This is a genomic window from Streptomyces sp. NPDC033178, assembly GCF_055577685.1.
On record NZ_JBVIPT010000012.1, the window covers coordinates 286,168 to 312,177 of the forward strand.

A 26,010-nucleotide genomic window follows, 5' to 3' on the forward strand; every position below is an offset into this window, starting at 1 on the left:
GACCCATGAGCAAGGCACTTGAAGCCCTGCTCGATCTGCTCGACCTTGAGCAGATCGAGCAGGACATTTTCCGCGGCCAGTCCCGGTTCGCCGTCGTCCCCCGCGTCTTCGGCGGGCAGGTCGCCGCGCAGGCACTGGTCGCCGCGGGGCGTACGGTCCCCGACGACCGGTTCGCCCACTCCCTGCACGCGTACTTCCTGCGCGCCGGGGACGCGGGCGCGCCGATCGTCTACACCGTCGACCGGATCCGTGACGGCCGGTCCTTCACGACCCGCCGGGTGGTCGCCGTCCAGCACGGCCAGCCGATCTTCCACCTCTCCGCGTCCTTCCAGACGTACGAGGAGGGCATGGAGCACCAGGCCGACATGCCGCCCGCGCCCGATCCGGAGACCCTGCCGACGGCGGCCGAGCTGCTGCCGAAGTACGTCGACCTGTACCGCGAACAGGGCGTCGTGGAGCGGCTGTTGGAGGCGCGTGAGGCCGTCGACCTCCGTTATGTCGACGCGCCGCCGTTCGCCAGCGTGGGGGAGGAGCGCGAGCCCCGCTCCCAGGTGTGGTTCCGCACCAACGGCAAGCTCGCCGACGACCCGCTCCTGCACGTCTGTCTCGCCACGTACGTCTCCGACATGACGCTCCTCGACTCCGTACTGCTCGCCCACGGGCGCGGCGGCTGGGTCACGGGCGACGTGGTCGGGGCCTCCCTGGACCACGCGATGTGGTTCCACCGCCCGTTCCGCGCCGACGAATGGCTCCTGTACGACCAGGAGTCACCGTCCGCCTCCGGCGGGCGCGGCCTCGGCCAGGCCCGTATCTACACGCAGGACGGGCGGCTGGCGGTCACGGTGATCCAGGAGGGTGTCGTACGGATTCCGCGGTGATCCGGATCCGGGGGCGGTGAGGTCAGCTCCTCGACGCGTACGTCACGAAGTCCGCCCACACGCCCGGCGCGAGCGCGAGCTGAGGTCCGCGGTCGTTCTTGGAGTCACGGACGTGCACCGCGTTGGGGGCGAGGGCGATCTCGACGCAGGAGTTGCCATCAGTGCCGCTGCTGTAGCTGCTCTTGAACCACGCCAGTTCAACGGCGTCACCGGCAGAGGCCTTGCGGATCATGTTTCTCCCAGCAGTTGCTCGATGAAGGCCAGCGACTCCCTGGGGGCGAGAGCCTGAGCCCGGATGGTTCCATACCGCAGCTCAAGTACGCGAAGCTGCCTCGGATCAGTGACCGGCCGACCGTTGAACGCGCCGTCAGAGCGTCCGACCGCTGTACCGTCGGCGAATTTGAGCAACTCGATCCTGCCGTCAATTCCTGGGTGGGCGTCGCTGTTCGTCGGCATCACCTGAAGCGTGACGTTACGCAACCGCCCCACCTCCAGCAGACGTTCGAGCTGCTGCTGCCAGACCATTGTGCCCCCGACGCCCCGTCGCAGTGGAGCCTCTTCCAGCACGAAATTGAGAGAAGGCGCCGGGTCCCTGTCGAAGACCGACCGTCGGGCCACACGAGCAGCCACCATGCGCTCCACGTCGTCCGGCGAGTAGGGAGGCTGCCCGGCTTCGATCAAGGCCCGTGCATGCTCAGGCGTCTGCAACAGCCCGTTGACGGCGTTGCATTCGTAGACCCCGATCTCGACTGCCTTCGCCTCCAACTGTGCGAGGTCCCGAACCCTCTTCGGATACCGGACCTTGGCCACATCCTCCTTCATCGCCGAAAGCAACCCACCCGCCCCCAACACCTCGTCCGCCCTGTCCAGATACTCGCCCCGGGGGATCCGCTTGCCGCCCTCGATCTTGTAGACCAGGTCCTCCCCGTACCCCACCGCCGCCCCGAACTCGGCGGCCCTCATCCCCACTGCCTCCCGCCGCAGCCTGAGCTGTCGCCCCACGGTTGCGACGACCGCCACTCCCCAGTCGTCGTCCGGGTCGACCTCCCAACCCGGCTCGTCCGCCTCGTTCTTGAGCCGTCGTACCTCGCCGTCCACCGACATACCGCACCCCTCCGTCGTACCGCTGTGCCGCAACGCCCGTACCCCTACGGCCGGTCACGACAGCCCGGACAACAGCGGACAAGCTCCGGACAGTCACCGTACGCATCGGCGTCGTCACTGTTCACGGTAAGCACGCGCCGCCACGCTCAGTGACGTGAACAAGGAAAAGTCCACCCAACTCGACACCCCCATCCGTCACTTCAGCGTCCTGTTGTCGCCCACGCCACGCGGTGCCCGCCTCGCCCGGCTCCTGGGCACGGAGTGGCTGCGTACCTGGGACCTGCCGTACCGAGTCACCGAGGCCGCCGAGCAACTGGTCGCAGAGCTGGCCGCGAACGCCGCCACCCATGGCCGTCTCCCAGGGCGGGACTTCCGTCTCGCCCTCCTGGCCCGCGGTGAGACTCTCCGCATCGAGGTGACGGATACACGCGGCGACGACCTCCCGCGCCACCGCCACCCGTCCCCCGACACCGAGTCCGGACGCGGCCTGCTCCTCGTTGAGGCCCTCGCGGACCGCTGGGGCGTCGAACTGGGCCCCGTCCCCCGAAAAACCGTATGGGCGGAGTTCGACCTGGCACCGCACTCACCGGAGCCTGACGCCGTGTGTTCCGGTGACCCTGGCGCTCTTCCCAAAGGACCACGCGAGGGAAAGGAACCTCACCAAGCCACACCCCTCCCGCCCACGGCGGGCGCTCACTCGCGCGAGTGAACATCACCAACTGGGCTGGCTTCGGGACAGGTTGGCTGCTCTACGCTCAGCGCGGCACCGCACAACCGCAGCAGCCAAACAACCGTAGACATGCGACGGCCCCCGCCGGGACGGCAATCCCAGTGCGAGGGCCTGACCACCGAGGAAGGCTCAAACTTCCTGATGGATACGCAGAACCCTAGCGTGCGCCCGCACGCCCAGGCCCGTACCGCGGGCAAAAACCACCCCCGTCGAAACGCCCGCGCGAACACCCACCCGGGCGGCGGCATCGTGCACGACAACTCACGCCACACCACCCGTTTCACGGTCGTCGGCAACCACCTCGCCCAGCACCCGGAACTGTCAGGGCTGGCCATCGGGCTCGGCGTCCACATCCAGTCGCTCCCCACCGGCGCCCGTGCCGACATCAAGACCCTCGCCGCACGTTTCCCCGAAGGGCCGACCCGTATCGCCGCCGCTCTGCGCGAACTGGAGGCCCACGGCTACCTGCGCCGCACCCGTGAACGCACTGAGAGCGGCCGGATCATCACCCGCACAGTCTCCTGCAACCAGCCGGGGCGACACGGGGACGCGACCGACGACGTGCCCGACCCCTCGGCCAGGCCACCGGCCCGGCGGGCGGCCGAGCAGCGGAAACAGCCCACACGCCGCGCCCTTCCCGCCGTACCGAAGCCCGCGTACGCCTCCCCGGATCTCCTCCGGACGGCCATCGACGTCCTGGCGGGCCTCCGTCGCGAGGACCCCCGCTTGCTCCTCTCCGCCACCGACGCCGAACACCTCGCCCCCGGAGTCGCAGCCTGGCTGGAGCGGGACCTAACCCCCACCGCCGTACGCGACGCCTTGGCGTCCGATCTGCCACCTGAGCCGCTGCGCCGCCCAGCCGCGTTCCTGGCCCACCGCCTCGCGGCCCAACTCCCGCCGCTACCTCCGTATCGCGCTCCCGAATCGCCCCCGTCGGTCAGGCACCCGCTCCGCAACTGCGACAGCTGCGACCGGGCCTTCCGCGCGCCCGAACCCGGCCGCTGTCGCGACTGCCGTTCTCGTACCCACCTGCCCGCGGCCGTCTGACAGGCGACCCGTCCAGCCCCGTCGAGAGGTTCCCGGCACGATCATGGTCAGTTCCCCACACGAGGCGATGCACCGGATCTTCCAGCAGCACCCCGGTGTCTTCGTCCGCGCCGCCAGGGCGATCGGCATCCCGTTCGACGACCCGGTGTCCTCCTCGCCGCTCCCTACCGATCTCACGGAGAACCACCCCCTCGAACGGAGCGTGGACACGCTGGTGCGAGTCGACACCGCCGCCTCCGGAAGCTTCGTCCTCGCCGTTGAGGCCCAGCGGAAGAAGGACCCGAAGAAACCTGCGAGTTGGACCTACTACCTGGCCTACCTGTATGCCAAGTACCAACTGCCTCCGGTGCTGGTCGTCGTCTGCCAGGACCGTGGCACCGCCGCCTGGGCCGCCCGGCACCTGGACATCGGACCGCCCCAGTGGCCCTCGCTCACCGTGCGACCGCTGGTTCTGGGACCGGACAACATCCCTGTCATCTCCACCCCCGAGGCAGCGGCCCGCGACATCCCGATGACGGTTCTTTCCGCCGTTCTGCACCACAACGATCCGGAGGCCCAGGCCATACTGGATGCGCTGGCAGCCGTCCTGAAAGATCTGCACAAGCGCGACGAGAGCGCAGCGGACATCTTCATCGAACTGACCGCACAGGGCCTGGGTACAGGCACGGTCGCCGAATACTGGAGGAAACTCGTGACCATGGACCTCTCCTTCTTCCAGTCCCCGCTGGCGCAAGAGCTGCGCGACGAAGGTGAAGTTCAAGGCGAAGCCAAAGCGCTCCTGCTGGTTCTGGCCGGCCGCGGTATCGACGTCTCCGACGAAGTCCGAGAACGAATCAGCAACTGCACGGACCACGCGACCCTGAGCACCTGGCTCACCCGCGCTGCCACCGCCACGTCCGCCGGGGAGATCTTCGAAGACGAGTAGCCACGGGCCTCCGCAGGGGCGATCTCCCAAGAGCTCAGTCGGTAGAGCTCAGTTGGTGTCCGTGTCTGTCTCCGTGTCGGTTTCGGTGAGGCCCGCCGCGTCCAGTAGGTACGCCGTCATCGGGTCGTAGAACCGAGGGCTCGTGACGTGGTCGTCCATGGGGATGGTCACCTGGACCGTGCCCTCGGACTCCGCGAGGAACAGGGCCGGGTCGTTGCAGTCCGCGTAGCCCATGGAGTCGATGCCCAGCTGGCCCGCGCAGCCCGCCCAGCCGTGGTCGGCGACGACCAGGTCCGGCAGCGGGCGGCCCGCGCTCTCCAGGCCCTTCAGGATCGCGCGCATCGGCTCGCCCGAGTGCGTGTGCCACAGGGTCGCGCCGTGCTCCAGGACCGCGACGTCCGCGAACTGGAAGACGTATCCCTCGTCCGTGGTCAGGCCGTCCGGGATCACGACGATCTCGCAGCCGGCGGAGCGCAGGGCGGCGGCGGTGGCGCGGTGCACGTCGAGGAGGCCGCCCGGGTGGCCCGTCGCGAACAGCACGCGCTGCTTGCCCGCGGCCGCCTTGCGCAGCCTGCCCGCCATCCGCTCCAGGGCGTCGACCGTCAGGTCCGGGTCGATGGTGTCCTGGCCGTAGCGGTACTCCGGGTCGTCGTTCACGCCGCATCGCTCGGCCATGACCGCCAGGACGTCCTGCTCGTCGGTCCAGCGGTCGCCGAGCTCCAGGCCGAGCCAGTAGTTGCGGTCGCCGTTCGCCAGCTTGCGGTAGTGGGAGAGGTTGTTCTCGCGGGGGGTGGCTACGTCGCCCGCGATACGCGTCCGTACGAGGTGGTCGACAAGGTCGGCGCGGCTGGGGGTCCCGGGTATCGGCATGCCTCCCATTCTGCCGGTGCGGTCCGCTGGGTGGCGCCGGTGTATCGAACCGTGGGACATGGGTCACTCGGGGTTTGGGCTGGGGGTGGGGGGATTCCGTGATGCGACGACGGCACGACCGGGTTCTCGCCCCCGCCGCCCCTACCCGTCCCGTCCCTGGGGGCTGCCGCCCCCAGACCCCCGCATCGCGCTGACGCGCTCGTCCTCAAACGCCGGACGGGCTGGGTGTGTCGGCCCGGGCTGCGAAATCTTCAGCCCCTCCGGCGTTTGAGGAGCGGGGGTTCGGGGGCGGAGCCCCCGAGTAAGGGACGGGAATGGGTAAGGGCGGCGGGGGCGAGGAACGTTTTTATGTGTGCCGCAGCGCGAACCACATCTCCATGCGGACGTCCGGGTCATCCAGGTCCGTGGACAGCAGGGTCGCGCAGCGGGCGATGCGTTGGCGGACCGTGTTGCGGTGGACGGAGAGGGCGACTGCCGTGCGGTCCCAGCTGCCGTGGAGGGAGAGCCAGGTTCGGAGGGTCTCCGTGAGGGCCGGGTTCGCGGTGATGGGGGCCAGCAACGTACGCGCGTGGGCGGCGGCCTCCGTCGTCGGGACCAGGTCGGCCAGGCCCTGGTGTTCGCCGTGGCGGACCAGGCGGGCTCGGGTCGCCCTCGCGCGGGACAGGGCGCGGCCCGCCTGAGTGTCCGCGGACGCCCACTCGTGGGCGCCGACCGGGGCGCTCACCCCGCACGTCCAGCCCGGCTGGACGGTCAACTCACGGTGGCCCGCGGGCACCAGGACCCGTACGACGTCACCGTCCACATCCACCAGCGCCGAACCGAGCGCCGCCCCCAGCGCGGACGCGGTCACGGCGTCCGGCGCCGGACCGTCCGGCCGCGCGTGCACCACCACCCAGCGCTCACCCCCGCCCAGCAGCGGCGCGACCTCCTCCGGAGGGGCGCCCAGCAGTAGCCGTACGAGGGCCGAGGAGCGGGCCGCACCCGCGCTGCTCTGGTGCTCGCCGGTGAGGAGGGAGAGGAGTACGGCCCCGACGGACGCGATCGTGTGGTCGCCGGGATCGCGGCGCGGGGCCGCCACGCCCAGCACGAAACCCTGCCCGGTGCCGAGCGCGTACGCCGCGAGGTGGACCCCGGCGGCGGTGTCACTCGCGGAGGAGGGAGTGGGGCCCCCACCCCCGGAACCGTCCTCCGCCGTCGGCCGCACCACCGCCACCAGCCCCGCCAACGCCCCGCTCACCTCCCCGCCGGCGCCCGCGCCCCCGCCCGAGCGCAATCCCCCGCCCGCGCCGGCCCCCGGCATCCGCCCCGCCGAAGCCACCTCCCCGCCGTCCGGGGCGTACAGCGTGGCCCGGCCGCCCACCCGCTGGGCGAGTTGGCGCAGGACCGACGGGACCGGGTCCGGGCGGGCCGCGGCGGCGGCCAGGCTCTGCTGGGCCTCCGTGACGCGGCGCAGTTCGGTGTGGCGGGCCTGGGCCATGAGCTGCCAGACGGCCCGGGCCACGCCGGAGAAGGTCGTGCGGGGCGGGACCTCCACGAGCGGCAGCCCGTAGTCGTCGCAGGCCACGACCAGGGCGCGCGGGACCGTGTCGTGCACCGGGGCCACGCCGAAGCCGAGAGCGGCGCCGCCCGCCTCGACGATCCGGGAGACGTAGTCGTCGAAGTACGTGCCCGAGCCCGCCGCCTCCGGCACATGTACCCCCGCCGTGAGCAGCAGCTCGCCGCCGAGGAGATAGGGGTACGGGTCCGCCATCTCCGAGGTGTGCGCCCAGTGGATCACCGTGGCCGAATCCTGGGGCCCCGCGATCTGCCGCAGCCCGAGGTCCTCCCGGGCCAGCAGTGCGGCGAGGGGGACAGGAGGTGTGGGCGGGACTGCAGGGGCGGGGCCTGGAACGGCAGAGTCCGGCATGGTGGACGTTTCCTCCATCGGATCTGGTGACTGTGGATGAAACGTACACTTCATCGTTGCTTTCCGGCCACCTAGGGTCGTCCCCACCGGAGGCCGCGGGTACGGGCGGATGTCCCCGCGCACCGGCCACGCGAAAACGTCGAGCGAACACGCACGTGACGTTGCGAGCGGTCAGTCACCGGCGAACCCCCAGCACACACCCACCCGCACGACACGCCACCGAACGCGCGAAGAGGAGCCCCCAATGGCCGTCGACTACACAGTGATCGTCGTCTATCTGGTCGGCATGCTGGCCATGGGCTGGTGGGGCATGCGCCGCGCCAAGTCCAAGAGCGAGTTCCTGGTCGCCGGGCGGCGGCTCGGGCCGACGATGTACTCCGGCACCATGGCCGCGATCGTCCTCGGCGGCGCGTCCACCATCGGCGGCGTCGGACTCGGCTACCAGTACGGGCTCTCCGGCGCCTGGATGGTCTTCACCATCGGCCTCGGGCTGCTGGCCCTGTCCGTCTTCTTCTCGGCCCGCATCGCCCGCCTGAAGGTCTACACCGTCTCCGAGATGCTGGATCTCCGGTACGGAGGCCGGGCCGGTGTCATCTCCGGCGTCGTCATGTGGGCGTACACCCTCATGCTCGCGGTCACGTCGACCATCGCGTACGCCACGATCTTCGACGTCCTCTTCGACATGAACCGCACGATCGCGATCATCCTCGGCGGCTCGATCGTCGTCGCGTACTCGACGCTCGGGGGCATGTGGTCGATCACCCTCACCGACATGGTGCAGTTCGTCGTCAAGACCATCGGTGTGCTGCTGCTCCTGCTGCCCATCGCGGTCGTCAAGGCCGGCGGGTTCAGCGAGATGAAGGCGCAGCTGCCCACCGAGTACTTCGACCCGCTGGGCATCGGCGGCGAGACGATCTTCACGTACGTGCTGATCTACACGTTCGGCATGCTGATCGGGCAGGACATCTGGCAGCGCGTGTTCACCGCGGGGAGCGACCGCACCGCCAAGTGGGGCGGCACCGTCGCGGGCACGTACTGCCTGGTCTACGCGCTCGCCGGTGCCGTCATCGGCACGGCGGCCAAGGTCCTCTACCCGAAGCTGGGCAGCGCCGACGACGCCTTCGCGACCATCGTGAAGGACGAACTGCCCATGGGCGTACGGGGGTTGGTGCTTGCCGCAGCCCTCGCCGCCGTGATGTCCACGTCCTCCGGAGCCCTCATCGCCTGCGCGACCGTCGCCAACAACGACATCTGGTCGCGGCTGCGCGGAGCCGTCACCACCGCCTCCGTCACCACCGCCTCCGTCACCACCGCCTCCGTCACCACCGCCTCCGTCACCACCGCCTCCGACGCCATCGCCTCCGGCGAGGAGCGCGACGAGGTGAGAGACAACCGCGCCTTCATCCTCATCATGGGCATCGCGGTGATCTGTACGGCCATCGCGCTCAACAACGTCATCGAGGCCCTGACCGTCGCGTACAACCTGCTCGTCGGCGGCCTCCTCGTGCCCATCCTCGGCGGTCTGCTCTGGAAGCGCGGTACCGCCCAGGGCGCACTCGCCGCCGTCGTGGTCGGCGGCCTCGCGGTGATCGGCCTGATGGCGTCCTACGGAATCCTCGCCAACGAACCCATCTACTACGGGCTCCTCTCCTCCCTGGCCGTCTACGTGATCGTCTCGCTGGCCACCCCGGCGACCGACGCGGCCGTCCTCGCCGCCTGGCGCGAGCGGCTGGCGGGCCGCGGCTCCGAACCCGTGTCCGAATCGGTTCCGGCTCACCAGTAGAGTCGGAGAAGCAGCACATACGCGATGAAGCGTGTGAATCGCAGGAAAGAAGGCATTACCCCCATGAGCAGTTACGAGACGCCCCGCGGCCCCGTCGACTCGTCCCGCGTGCCGCGGTTCGCGGGACCGGCGACCTTCGCCCGGCTGCCCCGGCTCGACGAGGTCGGCACCACCGACGTCGCCGTCGTCGGTGTGCCGTTCGACGCGGGCGTCTCGTACCGGCCGGGGGCCCGCTTCGGCGGCAACGCGATCCGCGAGGCGAGCCGGCTCCTGCGCCCCTACAACCCGGCCCAGGACGCCTCGCCCTTCGCCCTCGCCCAGGTCGCGGACGCCGGTGACATCGCCGCGAATCCGTTCAACATCAACGAGGCCGTCGAGACCATCGAGGGCGCCGCCGACGAACTCCTCGGCACCGGCGCCCGGTTGATGACCCTCGGCGGCGACCACACCATCGCGCTGCCGCTGCTGCGCTCGGTCGCCAAGAAGCACGGCCCGGTCGCGCTGCTCCACTTCGACGCGCACCTCGACACCTGGGACACGTACTTCGGCGCGGAGTACACCCACGGCACCCCGTTCCGCCGGGCCGTCGAGGAGGGGATCCTGGACACGGAGGCCCTCTCCCACGTCGGCACGCGCGGCCCGCTCTACGGACGGCAGGACCTCACCGACGACGAGAAGCTCGGCTTCGGCATCGTCACCTCCGCCGACATCTACCGGCGTGGCGCCGACGAGGTCGCCGACCAGCTCCGGCAGCGCATCGGCGACCGTCCGCTCTACATCTCCATCGACATCGACTGCCTCGACCCGGCCCACGCGCCCGGCACCGGCACGCCCGAGGCCGGTGGCATGACCTCCCGCGAACTCCTGGAGATCCTGCGCGGCCTGGCCTCCTGCCACCTGGTCTCCGCCGACGTCGTGGAGGTCGCCCCCGCGTACGATCACGCCGAGATCACCTCCGTCGCCGCGTCCCACACGGCGTACGAACTCACCACCATCATGTCCCGCCAGATCGCGCAGGCCCGCGAGAAGAACGCGCAGGCGCCCGAGGAGACCGACGCCAAGTGACCCACGACCACGACCTGGTGCTCCGCCCGACCGCCGCACAGACGGAGGCCGCACTCAACCCTCCCCCCGGACGCAACGGCGGAGACCTGGTCGTGGAGACCCTCACTGGTCTCGGCGCGACCACCGTCTTCGGCCTGCCCGGCCAGCACGCGCTCGGCATGTTCGACGCGCTGCGCCGCTCCGACCTCGCCTACATCGGCCTGCGGGTCGAGAACAACGCCGGGTTCGCGGCGGACGCGTACGGCCGCATCACCGGCGAGGCCGCCCCGCTGCTCCTGTCGACCGGCCCGGGCGCGCTGACCTCGCTGGCCGCGCTCCAGGAGGCCGCCGCCGCGAGCGCCCCCGTCCTCGCCATCAGCAGCCAGATCCCTAGCGCGGGACTCGGCGGCGGACGGCACGGCTATCTGCACGAACTCCCCGACCAGCAGGCCTCGTTCAGGGGCGTCGTGAAGTCCGTCCACACGGTCCGTACGCAGTCGCAGATCCCGTCCGCGATCGCCGAGGCCTGGGAATCGGCGCTCACCGCCCCGCACGGCCCGGTGTGGTTGGAGATCCCGCAGGACGTGCTCCTCGCCGAGACGTCACTGCCCGTCGTCACGGCCGCGGACGCCGCGCCCCACGACCTCCCGCCCCGCCCCGAACTGACCGCCGTGGCCGCCGACCTGCTCTCGAAGGCGGCCCGCCCCGCGATCATCGCGGGCGGCGGAGTCGTACGGTCCGACGCGTCCGGCAAGCTGCGGCAGCTCGCCGAGCGGCTGAACGCGCCCGTCGTCACCACCTTCGGCGGCAAGGGCGCCTTCCCCTGGAACCACCCGCTCTCCCTCCAGTCCTGGCTGGAGGACCGGCACACCACGGACTTCCTGGAGGACGCCGACGTCCTGCTCGTCGTCGGCTCGGGGCTCGGTGAACTCTCCTCGAACTACTACACGTTCAAGCCCCGCGGCCGTGTCATCCAGATCGAGGCCGACCTCGGCAAACTGGAGTCCAACCACCCGGCCCTCGGCATCCACGCGGACGCCCGCCTCGCCCTGTCGGCCCTCCTCGAAACCGTGCCCGTACGGGAGGACGCGGAGGCCGCGGACCGCGTACGGACCGTGCTCGACCTCGTCCGCGAGCGCATCGACTCCCAGGAACTCACCCTGGAACAAAGGGTGTTGGCCGCCGTCCGCGAGGCCCTGCCCGACCGGTCGGCCAGCTTCTGGGACATGACGATCCTCGCCTACTGGGCCTGGTCCGCCTTCGACGCCCGCAGGCCGAACACCATGCACTCCGCCCAGGGCGCGGGCGGCCTCGGCTACGCCTTCCCGGCGGCCATCGGCGGCGCGGTGGCCGACCCTACCCACCCCGTCCTCGCGGTCTCCGGCGACGGCGGCGCGCTGTACTCCATCGCCGAACTGGCCACCGCAAGGCAGCACAACCTCGACGTGACCTGGCTCATCGTCGACGACGGCGGCTACGGCATCCTGCGCGAGTACATGACCGACGCCTTCGGCCAGTCCACGGCGACGGAACTGTCCCGCCCCGATTACGTGGCCCTCGCGGAGTCCTTCGGCGTCCCCGGCGTACGGACCACCCCGGACACCCTCGCCGACGACCTCGCCAAGTCCCTTGCCACGCCCGGGCCTTCGGTGGTCGTGCTGCCGGCGCTGCTGCGGATGTTCGCGCCGACGCATCTGGGCTGAACCGCCCCTGACCGGGAGATCCGGCCCGGACATGACGGTGGGGCGGCACGAGGCCGCCCCACCGTCATGTCCGTAGACGGCTCGCTCAGCGCAGGTGCGCGCCGAAGTGCGCCGCCGTGGCGGGCGCGCCGAGGTCACCGGCGCCGAACGCGAACGACGACGTGGCGGTGAGGCCGCTCGCCGTGCCCTTCAGCACCCAGACCGCGCCGTTCTGGGCGTTCTCGGCCGTGGAACCGGCCGCGAGGTCGGAGTGACCGTCGCCGTTGAGGTCCAGGAGAGCGGTGCTCACACCGAACTCGTCGCTGTTCTCGGCGACTCCGGGGATACCGGCGGTGTTCTGATGGAAGGTCTTCGTTCCGGCGCCCGTGGCGCCGGAGGCGCTGCCGGGGACCAGGGCGATCGAGCCGGCGTCGTAGATGTCGCCGATGTCCTCGCCCGGGATGCCGAGCGCGATGTCGGCGTAGCCGTCACCCGTGACGTCCGCGACCGAGACCGACCCGCCGATCTCGTCCTCCTCTTCCTCGACTCCGGGGAACCCGGGGCTGTCCTGGTTGAAGGTCTGGACGCGGTCCGAGGACAGGCCGGTGGCCGAACCGAGAGCGACCTTGACGGTGCCGCTGCCCCAGTCGTTGCCGACCACGACGTCGTCGAAGCCGTCGTTGTTGACGTCCCCGACGCCGGTGCCCGTCCTGTTGCCGGCGGCCTCACCGGGGACCCAGCCGCTCTTGAAGCCCGTGCTGCCGCCACCGAGGAGCAGGCGGTTGCCGTAGACGCCGTCGCCCTTGTACTCCCAGACAACGATGTCGTCCTTGCCGTCACCGTTGACGTCACCGGTCTCGGTGGAGGTGTAGGGGCCGCTGATGGAGTCGGCGTCCTCCTCGCAGCCGCCGTTGGTGGCGCAGGAGGCGTCGTCGGCGTCGTAGCCCCACCACAGGGACTTGTCCAGGACGGGCAGGACGGCGGTGGGCGTGCCGGTTCGCGAGATCGGTCCCTTCCACACGGCGGCGGCGCTGCTGGGGGCTTCGTCGCCGAAGGAGGACACCTGCTCGAACAGGGCGAGGTCCGTCTTGCCGTCGCCGTCGAAGTCACCGGTCGTGGGGGACTGGCCGTACCCGGCTATCGCCGTGCCACCGGTGAGTCCGGAGGCGGAGCCCCAGAGGATGACGGAACCGGCAGTGCCACCCGAGATCACCAGGTCGCTGAAGCCGTCACCGTCCAGGTCGCCCTTGGTGAAGTTGGTCCCGAAGCGCTGGTTCGCGGTGGCGGAGCCGGGAACGCCGGTTGTGGAGCGGCTGATGAGCTTCTTGTTGGCGGCGGAGACGCCATTGGCGGAGCCGTACGTGACGGCCACGTAACCCGCCTTGGTCTTGCTGGAGATCGTGGCGTCCGGGGCCGACACGACCAGGTCGGCGTATCCGTCGCCGTTGAAGTCGTCCTGCGCGTCCGCGGACCCGGTGGCCGCCTGCGCCGAGGCCCCGGAGAGGGCCATGGCGCCGAATCCTCCGGCGAGCAGCACCGCGGCTGCCAGGGGTGCGGTGAGCGCGGTACGAGTTCGGCGGTGTGCTCGGGACATACGTAAGCCTTTCGAGTCGGTCGGTTCTGCACGCGGAATGCCGCGTTCAGTGAGTTCGACTCGATCCGAGCGCCCCCAGTTGTACGCCCCAATGTCATGGATTCGTAACCGAGGGGACAGGAGTGGCGCTGAACTCCCTTTCTGTCACAGGGAGTTCAGCGCGGGTCACCGTCGGTCTACCAGATCGCCTCGACCCACTCGGGGTGGTCGATGAACGGGTTCCGGTTGCCCTGGTAGTTCGAGTAGATGAGCTCGTTGCGGCGCTCCTCGAAGGCGCTGGGCGGGTCCGCCTCGTTCCACTGCTTCAGGACCGAGAGCCGGCCGTGGTAGGGGACGCTGCCGTTGGTGACGGCGTCGTTGGGCTCCAGGTCCTCCCAGGCGTCGTCGCCCTCGTAACGGACGGCCATGTAGAGGATCATGCGGGCGACGTCGCCCTTGACGGCGCTGCGGGGCTCGAAGGAGTTCGAGTCGGTGAGGCTGCCGCCGCTGTTGGTGAAGCTGCTGCCGCCGTTGTCGAAGTCCTTGTTGCCGCGGATGCTGTTGACCTGGACGTCCTCGGGGCGCAGGTGGTGCAGGTCGGTGCCGGGGCCGGCCGAGGTGCCGAAGTCGCCGTGCGACTGGGCCCACGTGTGCTCGCGGTTCCAGTTGCCGGTCGCGCCGCCGTTGAGGGTCTTGCTCCGCGAGATGCCGGAGTACAGCAGAACCACGTTGCTGCTGTTGTTCGGGTCCTGGTCGGTGACCTTCAGCGCGTTCCAGACCGCGGAGTACGAGATCGCGGTCTGGTCGCTGATGATCGAGTGCAGCGAGCTCTTGAGGGCCGTGCCGGTCTTGCCGATCGCGCCCGCGTAGTACGTGTCGTCGTACGCGGTGGTCGTCGCCGCGGCGGGGGTCGCGGCGACCGTCGGGAGCGTGAGGCCGACGAGGACGGCGGAAACGCCTACCGTCAGCGCCTTCCAACTGCCTTTGTGCGCAACGGACATGGGGGTGCCCTTTCCCGGGAACGGCACGCGCCAGGACGCGGAATCCAGCTCAACGGGCCCGCGTTCTACGCGTGTTGACACTTCGGTCAATCGGGAGCGTGACATGGACATGGGGTCGCTCGTGTAACCGGGGGGAGGCGTTTGTGTGACGTTCTCGCATACGACGCAACCCCTGGCCGTTGCCGGTCCAGGGGCTGCGAAGAGCGAGGGTTCTCCCCAATCGGGGGAGGGTTTGCCCTAGTTGACGTCCGAGGCGTCCAGGCGGTAGAGCGCCTGGGTGTTCTGGGAGTCGGAGCTGTCGGAGTCGGCGGAGGACTCGGACGACGCGTCGCTGTACTCGCTCGCCTTCACCGCCGTCGCGTGTTCCTGGACCCAGGCGGTCACCTCGGAGCTGGCACTGTCGCCGCCGCCCCTGCCACCGCCCATGCCGCCGCCGAGCACGATGTAGTGCAGCTCGCCCTTCTTCACGAGCTCCTTCAGCTTGGCGAGGGTCATGGCCTTGTCGCTGCCGGACCAGCCCCACATGGAGATGACGGGCTGCTTCGTGCTGACGATCAGCTGGGCCGCGCTCTGCGAACTGGACACCGCCACCAGCCACTTGGCGCCGTCGCGGTGCTTCTCCAGGTACGTGACCATCGCGCTGTCCGCGCCGCCGCCGGGACCGCCGCCCATGCCACCGCCGCCGCCCATGCCACCGGGGCGGGAGCCGGCGTCGCCGCCCTGCTCGCCCGTGCCGGAGGTGCCGTTCGGCGGGGTGCCGGTCTGGCCGGTGCCCTGTTCCTGGCCGTTCTGCTGCTGCCCGCCGCTGGGCTGCTGGCCGCTGGGCGCGCCACTGGGCGGCGTACCCGTCTGGCCGCCACCCGGGGCCTCGCCACCGGTTTGCTGGTTGCCCTGCTGGTTGCCTTGCTGCTGGCCGCCCGGGGCCTGGCCGCCACCGCCGCCGGGGAAGCCGCCCCGGCCGCCACCGCCACCGCCGGGTCCGCCACCCATGCCGCCGCCCGTGGTGGGGCCGGCCGTCGGGTTCGTACCGCTCATGCCGCCGCTCGAACCCGCGGTCACCGAGGCCGCGTACGCGGTCGGTCCTGCGAGGGAGGCGGCGACGGCCGCGGTCAGGGCGACGGCGAGCAGCCGTACGCGCCGGCCGGACCGGAAGAGGAAGAGTCCGACGATCGCCAGGACCATCACCGCGGCGACGGTCGGCCACAGCCACGAGTTCCAGTCGGAGGCCCGACGCAGCAGCACGACGGCCCAGATGCCGGTGGCGGCGAACGCGACGGGCAGGACCCACAGCCACTTCTTGTCGGTCCGGAAGGCGTGCAGGAGCATCAGCCCGCCGCCTCCGCACAGCGCCGCGATGCCGGGGGCGAGGGCGGTCGTGTAGTAGGGGTGCATCGTGCCCTCGGCGAGGCTGAAGGTCAGGTAGTGCAGCGCGGTCCAGCCGCCCCACAGCACCAGCGCGGCCCGCGTCAGGTCCGTACGGGGGGCGCGGCCGCGCAGTACGAGACCGCCGACGAGTGCGATGGCGGTGAAGGGGAGCAGCCAGGAGATCTGGCCGCCGAGCACCTCGTTGAACATCCGGCCGATCCCGGCGGTCCCGGAGAAGCCGCCTCCGCCACCGCCTCCACCGCCGCCGTTGCCCTCGCCGCCGAAGACGCGGCCCAGGCCGTTGTAGCCCATGATCAGGTTCCAGGCGGTGCCGTCCGTCGAGCCGCCGATGTACGGCCGGTCGGCGGCGGGCACCAGCGACACGGCCGCCGCCCACCAGAAGCTGGAGACGGCGAGGGCGACCGCGGCGATCGCGAGGTTGCGTACCCGGCGCAGCAGGCCGCCCCGGGCCGCGTACAGGTAGACCGCGAAGACGGCGGGCAGGGCGATGTAGCCCTGGAGCATCTTGGTGTTGAAGGCGAGGCCGAAGCAGACGGCCGAGCCGACGAGCGGCAGCAGCCTGCCGTTGTGGACGGCGCGCAGGGCCAGGGCGGCGCCCGCGACCATCAGGAAGACGAGCAGTGTGTCCGGGTTGTTGTCGCGGTTGATGGCGACGGTGATCGGGGTGAGGGCGAGGACGAGCGCGGCGACGGCCGCGGCGCCGTGGCCCCAGACCCGCTTGACCGACGCGTGCAGGATCCAGATCGTGCCGAGGGCGGAGGCGACCAGCGGCAGCATCATCTGCCAGGTGCCGTACCCGAGGACCCGGCAGGACAGCCCCATCACCATCAGGACGAAGGGGGGCTTGTCGACGGTCATGAAGTTCCCCGCGTCCAACGACCCGAAGAACCACGCCTTCCAGCTCTGCGTACCGCTGAACACGGCGGCGCTGTAGAAGCTGTTCAGGCTGGACGAGGAGAGGTTCCAGGAGTACAGCACCCCGGCCAGGACCATGATCGCGACCAGCGCGGGAAGCGACCAGCGGGGTGGCTTCCCTGGCCGCGCGCCGGTCTCGGCGGGAGGCGGGCAGGAGGCGGCCCGGTCTGCTGCAGGGGCGGCCTGAGCGGCCTCGGGGGCGTGGGGGAACGGATCGGTGGCAGATGTCACGCATGCATCGTGCGAGCGCCGTGTGGGCGAGGGCTGTGGTGAACCTGGGCCCCGGCTGTGAGTGGGGGAAGGGGGGTCCCATGGAAGCGTATGAACACGTAAAGGGCCGGACGGCCATAGCCGGACGGTCATAGATAGAGGGCGCTGATCGGCGACAGGGCCGGACGGTCACAGAGGGCGCTGCCCTGTAACAGTTACCGGCGGTTCATACCGGCTGTGCAACAGGAGTGGCTGCCGATGAACGCGCTTGCTGCGTACGGCGTTTGACGTGTTGAGATCAACAAGCAATGACGCCGAAAGGGCACCCCGACATGTCGCTCAGCCGCACCCGCACCCGCACGCTCGCCGCCGTCGGTTTCCTGGCCGCCACGGGTCTGTTCCTCACCGCGTGCGGCCCCGAGGACTCCGCCGGCGCGGATGCCTCCTCGCCTGCCGGTGCCTCGGACTCTCCCAGCGCCTCGGCCCCCGCCGGTTCTCCCGCGGCTTCCGGTGGCGCCGACGCCTCGGAGGCGCCGGCGGGTTCGGACGGTACGTTCTCCGGCAAGTTGACGTTCCTGGCGCCGGGCAAGCTGCTGGTCGGCGAGCGTGCCTTCTGGGTCGCGGAGGACACGGTGATCCAGGGCGCCGGGATCTGTGGCGACCCCGAGACCGCGGGAGCGGAGAACTGCACCGCCGACCAGCTGGACGACACCGCGAAGGCCGGGAACACCGAGGCCGAGGTGTCGATCGAGAAGGGCATAGCCACCAAGGTCTTCGCCGCGGAGGGCGGGGGCGGCGACTCCTCGGAGCCGCCGGCGGGTTCGGACGGTACGTTCTCCGGCACGTTGACGTTCCTGGCGCCGGGCAAGCTGCTGGTCGGCGAGCGTGCCTTCTGGGTCGCCGAGGACACGGAGATCACGGGCGGCGACATCTGCGGTGACCCCGAGACCGCGGGAGCGGAGAAGTGCACCGCCGATGACCTGGACGCCGCCGCCGAGGCAGGCAACCTGACGGTGGAGGTGACGATCAAGAAGGGGATCGCCGAGCAGGTCACCCAGAAGTAGCCGCAGCAGCCGCGACCGCTGTCGCGCGAGGGGGGATCCGCGCACGGGGGATTCGGCATCCCCTCTCCGGGCCCCGAAGCCACCCAACTTCCCTTCCAGGAACACGCGTACACGCGTACAACCCCCAGCCATCCCGATGAGTCGAGAGAGGCGAGTGCGCCGAGGCGCGCTCGTTCGTACCCAAGGGGATGGAAGTACTCGATGACTCACCGGATATCCCGGCGTACCCGCGTGTTCTGCGCGGGCCTCGGTGCCGGGGTCCTAGTGCCGCTCACCGTGGCCGTGGCACCAGCGACCGCGGCCACGACACCGCAGGCGACCTGCACGTCGAACCAGTCGGCCCTGGCGACCAAACTGCAGAAGGACATCACCACGGCCCTCGCGAACCGCAGGGGCACCGTGGCGGTCGGCCTCCACGACCGGAGCACCAACACCACCTGCACGCTGAGACCGACCCAGGCCTACGACTCGGCCAGCGTCGTCAAGGTGACCGTCCTCGCCACGCTTCTCTGGGACGCCAAGAAGCACAACCGCCATCTCACCCAGCGGGAGTCCGATCTGGCCACCGCCATGATCACCAAGTCGGACAACGCGGCCACGACCAAGCTCTGGAACCAGCTGGGCACCACCAAGGTGAAGGGCTTCCTCGCCGCGGCCGGCATGTCCCGGACCAGGCCGGGGGCGAACGGCTACTGGGGCCTCACCCAGATCACGGTCCAGGACGAGCAGAAGCTCCTCGCGCTGCTCACCGCCAGGAACACGGTGCTGAGCGACAACTCCCGGGCCTACGTACTCAAACTCATGGGCAGGGTCGTCTCCTCGCAGCGCTGGGGCACCCCGGCGGGAGCCCCCTCCTCCGTCGCCGTCCATGTGAAGAACGGCTGGCTGTCCCGCTCCACCCATGGCTGGCGGGTCCACAGCGTGGGCACCTTCAACGGAGCCGGCCACGACTACACGATCTCGATCCTGACCCACGGCAACAGCACCATGAACTACGGCGTGACGACGATCCAGGCCGTGGCCAAGGCCATCCACAAGGACCTCGTGCCGACCAGAGCGCAGCGTTACACGCCCACGACCGACCCGCAGGAGGCCTTCCCGGCGGTGCCCGCTTCATGATCATCTGGCTCAACGGCGCCTTCGGAGTGGGCAAGACCACGACCGCCAGGCAACTCACCACCCTCCTCCCGGACTCCAGGCTCCTGGACACCGAACAGGTCGGCTACATGCTCCGGCACGTCCTGGGGAAGCCGGCCCGCGACTTCCAGGAATTCCCGCCGTGGCGCGGTCTCGTCGTGGAGACCGCGCGACAGGTGCTCGACCACGTGGGCGGCACGCTGGTCGTCCCGCAGACCGTGCTGGAGAAGCCGTACTGGCGTGAGATCCGCACGGGACTGGTCCAAGCCGGCATTCCCTTACGCCACTTCGTCCTCCACGCCGACCACAACACGCTCGTCGAACGCATCCAGAACGACACGGATCCCGAGAGCATCGGCGCCCGCCGGTGGCGCCTGGACCATCTCCACGACTACGACGAGGCGCTGCCCTGGCTGCGCGGGGAGGCCGAGTTGATCGACACCACCGGCATCCCGCCGGCCACGGTCGCGAAACTCGCCATGACGACGGTCCGGCATCAGGGCGCCTCCACGATGAGGGAGAACGTTCACCCGGGCTTCCGCAAGAGCTCACCAAGGAGTGCTAGCAACCCCCGCTGACCTGCTGAGTTCGGCGAAAAGAAGCGATTTCCGGGGGCAACCCTCGCACTCGGTCCGCTGTCTGAATGGGTGATCGGAAAACAACACCCGCCACACCCGTCACAGACCGCACGGACCGCGCACACAGGCCGCACCGGCCGTCCGATCGCCGATCGCGGCGAGGGCGCCGACGACTTCACCGGCGCCCTCGCCGCAGACGCCGACTCCGTTCAGCACACACTCCACGAAGGGTCTTTTTCGCATGCGCTTTTTAGGAAGCATCGCCGCCACCTCCACCCTCGTCCTGGCTCTGGGAGGAGCCGTACTCGCCGCGCCCGCCGCCCAGGCGGACACCACGGACACGGCGGCCGCTACGACCACCGCCACCGTCGAGCGCTATGACGGCGCGATCTGGTACCGGGCCGCCGCCGGACAGGTGAACGACCTGCAGATCTCCACCAAGGTGATCGACGTCGACCCGAACGAGTTCGGCGGCGACTACCTCGTCACCTTCCGGGACAAGTTCGAGATCACCATCACCACGGACGCGTGCACGTACCCGTCGGCGACCGACCGCACCGTCGTCGAGTGCGTGGAGCCCGAGCCCCTGGGGTCCGACGACTCGGACATCTACGACGTCGACCTCGGTGACGGAGACGACACGGTGACGGTCGGCGACGACGTCTTCACGCAGGGCACCCTCGACGGCGGCCCGGGCGACGACGTCATCCGTGGCAAGGGCGCGAACGTCCTCAAGGGCGGGGACGGCGACGACCACCTCGAAGGCATCGACGGTGTCTGGGTCAACGGCTCCTTCGGCGAGGCCGGCGACGACACCATCCTCACCGGCTGCGCGTACCACTGCAGCGGCGGTGCCGGGAACGACATCCTCACGGTGACCGGCGAGGACGACCTCGGCTACACCACTCTGTACGGCGACGACGGCAACGACATCGTGCGCGGCAGCTCAGGCAACGACACCCTCTACGGCGGCCGGGGCAACGACACCCTGTACGGCCTGCAGGGCGACGACACGATCTTCGGCAACACTGGCGACGACGTGATCCACGGCGGCCAGGGCAACGACACGCTCTCCGGCGGCGCGGGCAACAACAAGGTCTACCAGGACTGAGATCCAGGGCTTGGTCGGAGTCGCGTGGGCACCGGTGCCCACGTGACTCCGGCCCTCGATCCCGGCCCTCGATCCCGACCCTCGATCCCCAGCCCTCGACTCCGGCCCTTGGCTCCCCGGAGTTGCCGACTCCCTGGAATTAACGGCCAGTACCCTCCCCCTCAACCCACCTCCGCCTACCGTGACGCCATGCGCCTGAGACCACTCCTCGCCACCGTCACGGCCGCCCTGGCGGCAGCCGCCTGCCTCACCGCGGCAGCGCCCGCCAACGCCCAGCGCGGCAACGCCTGTTCGCCCTCCGTCTCCATCGAGAGCTTCTCCGACGCGCTCGACAAGACGACGTACGAGGGCACGTTCGTCGGCAACTTCTCCGCGCTCGCCGTGGACCGCGACGGCAGGATCGCCGCGGTCTCCGACCGGTCCGCACTCTTCACGCTGGACCGGAAGGCCCTCCGGCCCGCCTCCGTCGTGCCGCTCGCAGACGAGACCGGTGCCGCGCTCGACTCCGAGGGCCTGGCCGTGGACCGCGACGGCACCCGCCTGGTCGCCTCCGAGACCGAGCCCTCCATACGCCGCTACGCCCGCGACGGCCGCATCCTCGACCGCCTCCCCGTACCGGACGCGCTCAGGGTCGCCCCCGCCGGCCGGGCCACGTCGAACCAGACCTTCGAGGGCCTGACCTTCCTCCCCGGCCGCCGCACCCTGCTGGCCGGCATGGAGGGCTCCCTCGCGGGGGACACCACGGGCATCGTCCGCTTCCAGACCTGGGAGCGGCAGCGGGGCCACTTCGCCCTCGACGCCCAGTACGGCTACCGCACCGACACCGGTCTGAACGTCTCCGAGACCACGGCCACCCCCGACGGCCGCCTCCTCGTCCTGGAACGCGGCTTCACCGCGGGCGTCGGCAACACGGTCCGCCTCTACCTCGCCGATCTGCGCCGTGCCACGGACACGTCCGGCATCGACAACCTGACCGGCCAGAGCGGCGTACGCCTCGCCCGCAAGACCCTGCTCGCCGACCTCGTGAACTGTCCTTCACTCGGCGCCCAGGCCAAGCAGCCCCAGCCCAACCCGCTCCTCGACAACATCGAGGGTCTCGCGGTCACGGGCGGCGGCCACGGCCGTCTGAACCTGCTCCTGGTCAGCGACGACAACCAGAACCCGGTCCAGATCACCCGCTTCTACTCCCTCCGGATCCGCCTCTGACCGCTGCCCCGAACATGGGCCCGATTGTTGCGGAGGGATGAAATCCCCTCCCGTCCGCGTTGGTGCCTTCCGGACGATCAGGATCGACTGGACGGATGGAAGGCACTCGTGGCGACACAGCGGGGATGGGCACGACGGCTGGCCGGGTACGCCTGGCGGTACCCGAAGGACGTCGTGCTCGCGCTGGGCGCCTCGCTCGTGGGCATGGCCGTCATGGCCCTGGTCCCGCTGGTCACGAAGGTGATCATCGACGACGTCGTCGGGGACCACACGCGGGGCATGGCCCCCTGGGCCGCCATGCTGATCGGCGCCGGAGTCGTCGTCTACGTCCTCACCTACATCCGCCGCTACTACGGCGGCCGCCTCGCGCTCGACGTCCAGCACGACCTGCGCACGGAGATGTACGGGACGATCACCCGCCTCGACGGCCGGCGCCAGGACGAACTGTCGACCGGCCAGGTGGTGGGCCGCGCGACCAGCGACCTCCAGCTCATCCAGGGCCTGCTCTTCATGCTCCCGATGACGGTCGGGAACGTACTGCTCTTCCTGATCTCCCTCGTGATCATGGCCTGGCTGTCGCTGCCGCTCACGCTGGTGGCCCTCGCCGTCGCCCCCGCCCTGTGGGTCATCGCCAAGCGCAGCCGCTCCAAGCTCCACCCCGCCACCTGGTACGCCCAGGCGCAGGCCGCCGCCGTGGCCGGTGTCGTGGACGGCGCGGTCAGCGGCGTACGCGTGGTCAAGGGATTCGGCCAGGAGGACCAGGAGACCGGCAAGCTCCGCGAGATCGGCCGCAAGCTCTTCGCGGGCCGGCTGCGCACGATCCGGCTGAACTCCAGGTACACCCCCGCGCTCCAGGCGGTCCCGGCACTCGGGCAGGTGGCCATGCTGGCCCTCGGCGGCTGGCTGGCGGTCAAGGGACAGATCACCCTCGGCACCTTCGTGGCCTTCTCCGCCTACCTCGCCCAGCTCGTCGGACCCGTCCGCATGCTCGCGATGGTCCTCACGGTCGGCCAGCAGGCCCGGGCCGGCGCCGAACGTGTCCTGGAGCTGATCGACACCCAGCCTTCGATCAAGGACGGCGCGAAACCGCTGCCCGCCGACGCCCCCGCGACCGTCGAGTTCGACGACGTGTCCTTCGCGTACGAGGACAGCCGCCCGGTCCTGGACGGCCTCTCGTTCGAGATCCGCGCGGGCGAGACCCTCGCGGTCGTCGGCTCCTCGGGCTCCGGCAAGTCCACGGTCTCGCTCCTGCTGCCCCGCTTCTACGACGTGACCAGGGGCGCGGTCCTCATCGGCGGCCACGACGTGCGCGAGCTGACCGTCGACTCGCTGCGGGCCGCGATCGGCCTCGTCCCCGAGGACTCCTTCCTCTTCTCCGACACCGTCCGCGCCAACATCGCGTACGGCCGCCCCGAGGCCACCCGGGAAGAGATCGAGAAGGCGGCCCGGGCCGCCCAGGCGGACCGTTTCATCGCCGCGCTGCCCGACGGCTACGACACCAAGGTCGGCGAGCACGGCCTCACCCTCTCCGGCGGCCAGCGTCAGCGCGTGGCCCTGGCCCGTGCGATCCTCACCGACCCCCGCCTGCTGGTCCTGGACGACGCCACCTCGGCCGTGGACGCCCGCGTGGAACACGAGATCCACGAGGCCCTCAAACAGGTCATGGCGGACCGCACCACGCTCCTGATCGCCCACCGCCGCTCCACCCTGAACCTCGCCGACCGCATCGCGGTCCTCGACGGCGGCCGCCTCGCCGACATCGGCACGCACAAGGAACTGACCGAACGCTCACCTCTCTACCGGCGCCTGCTGACCGACCCGGACGAGCTGGGCGGCGTCTCGCCCGGTCACGCCAGGCCGGCCTGTCCTCAGGAGGACACCTCCGTACGGGACGAGCTGGACGCCGAGTTCGACGCCGAGCGGGGCGTCACCCCACACCTGTGGACGGGTGACCGCGAGCCGAAGGACACCGCCCTCGACGGCTCGCCCGCGACCCCCGAACTCCTCGCCCAGGTCGACGCGTTGCCCCCGGCCACCGACATTCCCGAGATCGACGAGGCACGCGCGGTCACGCCGGAGGAGTCGTACGGCCTGAGGCGTCTGCTGCGCGGCTTCGGGCTCCCGCTGCTCGTCAGCCTCGGTCTGGTCGCCGTGGACGCGGGCATGGGCCTGCTCCTGCCGGTCCTGATCCGGCACGGCATCGACCAGGGCGTCTCCGAGGTCGCCCTCGGCGCCGTCTGGGCCGCGTCCGCGCTCGCCCTGGTGACCGTGGTCGTCCAGTGGGTGGCGCAGACCGGCGAGATCCGCATGACCGGGCGTACGGGCGAACGCGTCCTGTACTCACTGCGTCTGAAGATCTTCGCCCAGCTCCAGCGCCTCGGACTCGACTACTACGAGCGGGAGTTGACCGGCCGGATCATGACCCGGATGACGACGGACGTGGACGCGCTGTCCACGTTCCTCCAGACGGGCCTGGTCACCGCGTTCGTCTCGGTGGTCACCTTCTTCGGCATCATGGTCGCCCTGCTGGTGATCGACGTGGGTCTTGCGGTGGTCGTCTTCCTGACACTGCCGCCGCTGATCATCGGCACGTTCTTCTTCCGCCGCTCCAGCGTGAAGGCGTACGAACTCGCCCGTGAGCGCGTGTCCGTGGTGAACGCGGACCTCCAGGAGTCGGTGTCCGGGCTGCGGATCCTCCAGGCGTTCCGCCGCGAGGGCGCGGGCGGCAGGCGGTTCGCGGAGCGCAGCGACAGCTACCGCCAGGCCCGTATCCGCGGCCAGTGGCTGATCTCGATCTACTTCCCGTTCGTGCAGTTGCTGTCGTCGGTGGCGGCGGCAGCGGTGCTGATCGTGGGCGCGGGCCGGGTCGACGCGGGCACCCTCACCACGGGTGCGCTGGTGGCGTACCTCCTCTACATCGACCTGTTCTTCGCTCCCGTGCAGCAGCTCTCGCAGGTCTTCGACGGCTACCAGCAGGCGACCGTCTCGCTCGGCCGGATCCAGGAACTGCTCCAGGAGCCGACGTCCACGAAGGCCGCCGACGAGCCGCTCGAAGTCCTGTCCCTGCGGGGCGAGATCGCCTTCGAGGACGTGGACTTCGCGTACGGCTCCGCCGACGAGGCAGAAGAGGCCCTCAGCGAGGTCTCGTTGAGCATCCCGGCCGGGCAGACCGTCGCGTTCGTCGGCGAGACGGGCGCCGGGAAGTCGACCCTCGTCAAGCTCGTGGCCCGCTTCTACGACCCGACCGGTGGCCGGGTCACGGTCGACGGCACCGATCTGCGCTCCCTCGACATCACGTCGTACCGGCACCGTCTGGGCGTCGTCCCGCAGGAGGCGTACCTCTTCCTGGGCACGGTCCGGGACGCCATCGCGTACGGCCGTCCGGACGCGAGCGACGCCGAGGTGGAGGCGGCGGCCCGCACGGTCGGCGCGCACGACATGATCGCCACGCTGGACGGCGGCTACCTCCACGAGGTCGCCGAGCGCGGCCGCAACCTCTCCGCCGGGCAACGGCAGCTGATCGCGCTGGCCCGCGCGGAACTCGTCGACCCGGACATCCTGCTCCTCGACGAGGCCACCGCCGCCCTCGACCTGGCCACCGAGGCCCAGGTCAACCAGGCCACCGACCGCATCGCGGGCCGCCGCACCACGCTGGTGGTCGCCCACCGGCTGACCACGGCCGCCCGCGCGGACCGGGTCGTGGTGATGGCCGACGGCCGGGTCGCGGAGGACGGCACGCACGACGAACTGCTCGCCCGGGGCGGCCGGTACGCGGAGCTGTGGCGGACGTTCGTGGGGGAGCCCGACCAGGACACGGCCGCGACCGTCGGTACGCCGACGTGACCCGGTAGCCCCTTCCA

At 70.4% G+C, this 26,010-nt stretch carries 21 protein-coding genes; 13 read left to right on the forward strand and 8 right to left on the reverse strand.

Going from position 1 to position 26,010, the window contains the following annotated elements; translation table 11 throughout:
• Positions 1–5: 5 nt before the first annotated feature.
• Positions 6–878 carry an acyl-CoA thioesterase II gene (gene tesB / locus ACZ5VQ_RS28960; RefSeq protein ID WP_469107433.1) on the forward strand — a complete coding sequence of 291 codons (873 nt, stop codon included), beginning with the start codon at positions 6–8 and terminating at the stop codon, positions 876–878.
• 22 nt (positions 879–900) lie between these two features.
• Here tesB and ACZ5VQ_RS28965 read toward each other — a convergent pair whose 3' ends face one another.
• Both ACZ5VQ_RS28965 and ACZ5VQ_RS28970 read right to left on the reverse strand, forming a co-directional pair.
• Positions 901–1,110 (reverse strand): DUF397 domain-containing protein, encoded by a 210-nt coding sequence (locus ACZ5VQ_RS28965; RefSeq protein WP_469107434.1) that lies wholly within the window; start codon positions 1,108–1,110, stop codon positions 901–903.
• Positions 1,107–1,982: a helix-turn-helix domain-containing protein gene (locus ACZ5VQ_RS28970; RefSeq protein WP_469107435.1), complete on the reverse strand. Its 876-nt coding sequence runs from the start codon at positions 1,980–1,982 to the stop codon at positions 1,107–1,109. The genes ACZ5VQ_RS28965 and ACZ5VQ_RS28970 overlap by 4 nt, the downstream gene beginning before the upstream one ends.
• 154 nt (positions 1,983–2,136) lie before the next feature.
• On the opposite strand from ACZ5VQ_RS28970, the gene ACZ5VQ_RS28975 reads away from it, so the two are divergent.
• The 3 genes from ACZ5VQ_RS28975 to ACZ5VQ_RS28985 all read left to right on the forward strand — a co-directional run bounded on the left by ACZ5VQ_RS28975 (position 2,137) and on the right by ACZ5VQ_RS28985 (position 4,684).
• Complete coding sequence (locus ACZ5VQ_RS28975; RefSeq protein WP_469107436.1) at positions 2,137–2,691, forward strand: ATP-binding protein; 555 nt, start codon at positions 2,137–2,139, stop codon at positions 2,689–2,691.
• A gap of 162 nt (positions 2,692–2,853) precedes the next feature.
• Complete coding sequence (locus ACZ5VQ_RS28980) at positions 2,854–3,759, forward strand: helix-turn-helix domain-containing protein (protein ID WP_469107437.1); 906 nt, start codon at positions 2,854–2,856, stop codon at positions 3,757–3,759.
• 43 nt (positions 3,760–3,802) lie between these two features.
• Positions 3,803–4,684: a hypothetical protein gene (locus ACZ5VQ_RS28985; protein ID WP_469107438.1), complete on the forward strand. Its 882-nt coding sequence runs from the start codon at positions 3,803–3,805 to the stop codon at positions 4,682–4,684.
• A 48-nt stretch (positions 4,685–4,732) separates the two neighbouring features.
• Here ACZ5VQ_RS28985 and ACZ5VQ_RS28990 read toward each other — a convergent pair whose 3' ends face one another.
• Together ACZ5VQ_RS28990 and ACZ5VQ_RS28995 are read right to left on the reverse strand one after the other, a co-directional pair.
• On the reverse strand, positions 4,733–5,554 hold the full coding sequence (locus ACZ5VQ_RS28990) for a phosphatase (protein ID WP_469107439.1): 822 nt from the start codon (positions 5,552–5,554) through the stop codon (positions 4,733–4,735).
• 346 nt (positions 5,555–5,900) lie between these two features.
• A complete protein-coding gene (locus tag ACZ5VQ_RS28995) occupies positions 5,901–7,460 on the reverse strand; it encodes a PucR family transcriptional regulator (protein WP_469107440.1) in 1,560 nt (519 codons plus the stop codon).
• A 244-nt stretch (positions 7,461–7,704) separates the two neighbouring features.
• Between ACZ5VQ_RS28995 and ACZ5VQ_RS29000 the strand changes: the two genes are divergently transcribed.
• From ACZ5VQ_RS29000 to ACZ5VQ_RS29010, 3 genes are all read left to right on the forward strand, one after another.
• Complete coding sequence (locus ACZ5VQ_RS29000) at positions 7,705–9,243, forward strand: sodium:solute symporter family protein (RefSeq protein ID WP_469107441.1); 1,539 nt, start codon at positions 7,705–7,707, stop codon at positions 9,241–9,243.
• Positions 9,244–9,306: 63 nt separating this feature from the next.
• Positions 9,307–10,308 (forward strand): agmatinase, encoded by a 1,002-nt coding sequence (gene speB, locus ACZ5VQ_RS29005; RefSeq protein ID WP_189837687.1) that lies wholly within the window; start codon positions 9,307–9,309, stop codon positions 10,306–10,308.
• Complete coding sequence (locus tag ACZ5VQ_RS29010) at positions 10,305–11,990, forward strand: thiamine pyrophosphate-binding protein (RefSeq protein ID WP_469107442.1); 1,686 nt, start codon at positions 10,305–10,307, stop codon at positions 11,988–11,990. The genes speB and ACZ5VQ_RS29010 overlap by 4 nt, the downstream gene beginning before the upstream one ends.
• An 85-nt stretch (positions 11,991–12,075) precedes the next feature.
• Here the strand turns inward: ACZ5VQ_RS29010 and ACZ5VQ_RS29015 are convergent, their stop codons facing one another.
• The 3 genes from ACZ5VQ_RS29015 to ACZ5VQ_RS29025 form a co-directional block, all read right to left on the reverse strand.
• Positions 12,076–13,563, reverse strand: coding sequence for an FG-GAP-like repeat-containing protein (locus ACZ5VQ_RS29015; RefSeq protein ID WP_469107443.1), 1,488 nt, complete (start codon positions 13,561–13,563; stop codon positions 12,076–12,078).
• Between the two features lie 176 nt (positions 13,564–13,739).
• On the reverse strand, positions 13,740–14,543 hold the full coding sequence (locus tag ACZ5VQ_RS29020) for an endonuclease I family protein (protein ID WP_469107444.1): 804 nt from the start codon (positions 14,541–14,543) through the stop codon (positions 13,740–13,742).
• Positions 14,544–14,780: 237 nt separating this feature from the next.
• A complete protein-coding gene (locus ACZ5VQ_RS29025; protein WP_469107445.1) occupies positions 14,781–17,075 on the reverse strand; it encodes an ArnT family glycosyltransferase in 2,295 nt (764 codons plus the stop codon).
• Between the two features lie 287 nt (positions 17,076–17,362).
• Here ACZ5VQ_RS29025 and ACZ5VQ_RS29030 point away from each other — a divergent pair, with 287 nt between their 5' ends.
• The 3 genes from ACZ5VQ_RS29030 (at position 17,363) to ACZ5VQ_RS29040 (ending at position 19,833) form a co-directional block, all read left to right on the forward strand.
• Positions 17,363–18,118 carry a hypothetical protein gene (locus ACZ5VQ_RS29030; protein ID WP_469107446.1) on the forward strand — a complete coding sequence of 252 codons (756 nt, stop codon included), beginning with the start codon at positions 17,363–17,365 and terminating at the stop codon, positions 18,116–18,118.
• Between the two features lie 201 nt (positions 18,119–18,319).
• Positions 18,320–19,237 carry a serine hydrolase gene (locus ACZ5VQ_RS29035; RefSeq protein WP_469107447.1) on the forward strand — a complete coding sequence of 306 codons (918 nt, stop codon included), beginning with the start codon at positions 18,320–18,322 and terminating at the stop codon, positions 19,235–19,237.
• Positions 19,234–19,833: a P-loop nucleotide/nucleoside kinase family protein gene (locus ACZ5VQ_RS29040; protein WP_469107448.1), complete on the forward strand. Its 600-nt coding sequence runs from the start codon at positions 19,234–19,236 to the stop codon at positions 19,831–19,833. The genes ACZ5VQ_RS29035 and ACZ5VQ_RS29040 overlap by 4 nt, the downstream gene beginning before the upstream one ends.
• 99 nt (positions 19,834–19,932) lie before the next feature.
• Here the strand turns inward: ACZ5VQ_RS29040 and ACZ5VQ_RS29045 are convergent, their stop codons facing one another.
• Entirely contained in the window at positions 19,933–20,076 is a 144-nt protein-coding gene (locus ACZ5VQ_RS29045; protein WP_362088301.1) for a hypothetical protein, read from the reverse strand.
• Between ACZ5VQ_RS29045 and ACZ5VQ_RS29050 the strand changes: the two genes are divergently transcribed.
• The 3 genes from ACZ5VQ_RS29050 to ACZ5VQ_RS29060 all read left to right on the forward strand — a co-directional run bounded on the left by ACZ5VQ_RS29050 (position 20,075) and on the right by ACZ5VQ_RS29060 (position 25,993).
• A complete protein-coding gene (locus ACZ5VQ_RS29050) occupies positions 20,075–20,944 on the forward strand; it encodes a calcium-binding protein (RefSeq protein ID WP_469107449.1) in 870 nt (289 codons plus the stop codon). The genes ACZ5VQ_RS29045 and ACZ5VQ_RS29050 overlap by 2 nt on opposite strands.
• A gap of 189 nt (positions 20,945–21,133) precedes the next feature.
• On the forward strand, positions 21,134–22,150 hold the full coding sequence (locus tag ACZ5VQ_RS29055; protein ID WP_469107450.1) for an esterase-like activity of phytase family protein: 1,017 nt from the start codon (positions 21,134–21,136) through the stop codon (positions 22,148–22,150).
• A 108-nt stretch (positions 22,151–22,258) separates the two neighbouring features.
• Positions 22,259–25,993 carry an ABC transporter ATP-binding protein gene (locus tag ACZ5VQ_RS29060; RefSeq protein WP_469107451.1) on the forward strand — a complete coding sequence of 1,245 codons (3,735 nt, stop codon included), beginning with the start codon at positions 22,259–22,261 and terminating at the stop codon, positions 25,991–25,993.
• Positions 25,994–26,010: the final 17 nt, after the last annotated feature.

Coding starts and splice junctions, on each gene's coding strand:
- ACZ5VQ_RS28995 (WP_469107440.1), bottom strand. CDS start 7,460: ATGCCGGACTCTGCCGTTCCAGGCCCCGCCCCTGCAGTCCCGCCCACA.
- ACZ5VQ_RS28990 (WP_469107439.1), bottom strand. CDS start 5,554: ATGCCGATACCCGGGACCCCCAGCCGCGCCGACCTTGTCGACCACCTC.
- ACZ5VQ_RS28985 (WP_469107438.1), top strand. CDS start 3,803: ATGGTCAGTTCCCCACACGAGGCGATGCACCGGATCTTCCAGCAGCAC.
- ACZ5VQ_RS29015 (WP_469107443.1), bottom strand. CDS start 13,563: ATGTCCCGAGCACACCGCCGAACTCGTACCGCGCTCACCGCACCCCTG.
- ACZ5VQ_RS29020 (WP_469107444.1), bottom strand. CDS start 14,543: ATGTCCGTTGCGCACAAAGGCAGTTGGAAGGCGCTGACGGTAGGCGTT.
- ACZ5VQ_RS29000 (WP_469107441.1), top strand. CDS start 7,705: ATGGCCGTCGACTACACAGTGATCGTCGTCTATCTGGTCGGCATGCTG.
- ACZ5VQ_RS29035 (WP_469107447.1), top strand. CDS start 18,320: ATGACTCACCGGATATCCCGGCGTACCCGCGTGTTCTGCGCGGGCCTC.
- tesB (WP_469107433.1), top strand. CDS start 6: ATGAGCAAGGCACTTGAAGCCCTGCTCGATCTGCTCGACCTTGAGCAG.
- ACZ5VQ_RS28980 (WP_469107437.1), top strand. CDS start 2,854: ATGGATACGCAGAACCCTAGCGTGCGCCCGCACGCCCAGGCCCGTACC.
- ACZ5VQ_RS29030 (WP_469107446.1), top strand. CDS start 17,363: ATGACGCCGAAAGGGCACCCCGACATGTCGCTCAGCCGCACCCGCACC.
- ACZ5VQ_RS29045 (WP_362088301.1), bottom strand. CDS start 20,076: ATGCGAAAAAGACCCTTCGTGGAGTGTGTGCTGAACGGAGTCGGCGTC.
- ACZ5VQ_RS28965 (WP_469107434.1), bottom strand. CDS start 1,110: ATGATCCGCAAGGCCTCTGCCGGTGACGCCGTTGAACTGGCGTGGTTC.
- speB (WP_189837687.1), top strand. CDS start 9,307: ATGAGCAGTTACGAGACGCCCCGCGGCCCCGTCGACTCGTCCCGCGTG.
- ACZ5VQ_RS29040 (WP_469107448.1), top strand. CDS start 19,234: ATGATCATCTGGCTCAACGGCGCCTTCGGAGTGGGCAAGACCACGACC.
- ACZ5VQ_RS29055 (WP_469107450.1), top strand. CDS start 21,134: ATGCGCCTGAGACCACTCCTCGCCACCGTCACGGCCGCCCTGGCGGCA.
- ACZ5VQ_RS28970 (WP_469107435.1), bottom strand. CDS start 1,982: ATGTCGGTGGACGGCGAGGTACGACGGCTCAAGAACGAGGCGGACGAG.
- ACZ5VQ_RS29050 (WP_469107449.1), top strand. CDS start 20,075: ATGCGCTTTTTAGGAAGCATCGCCGCCACCTCCACCCTCGTCCTGGCT.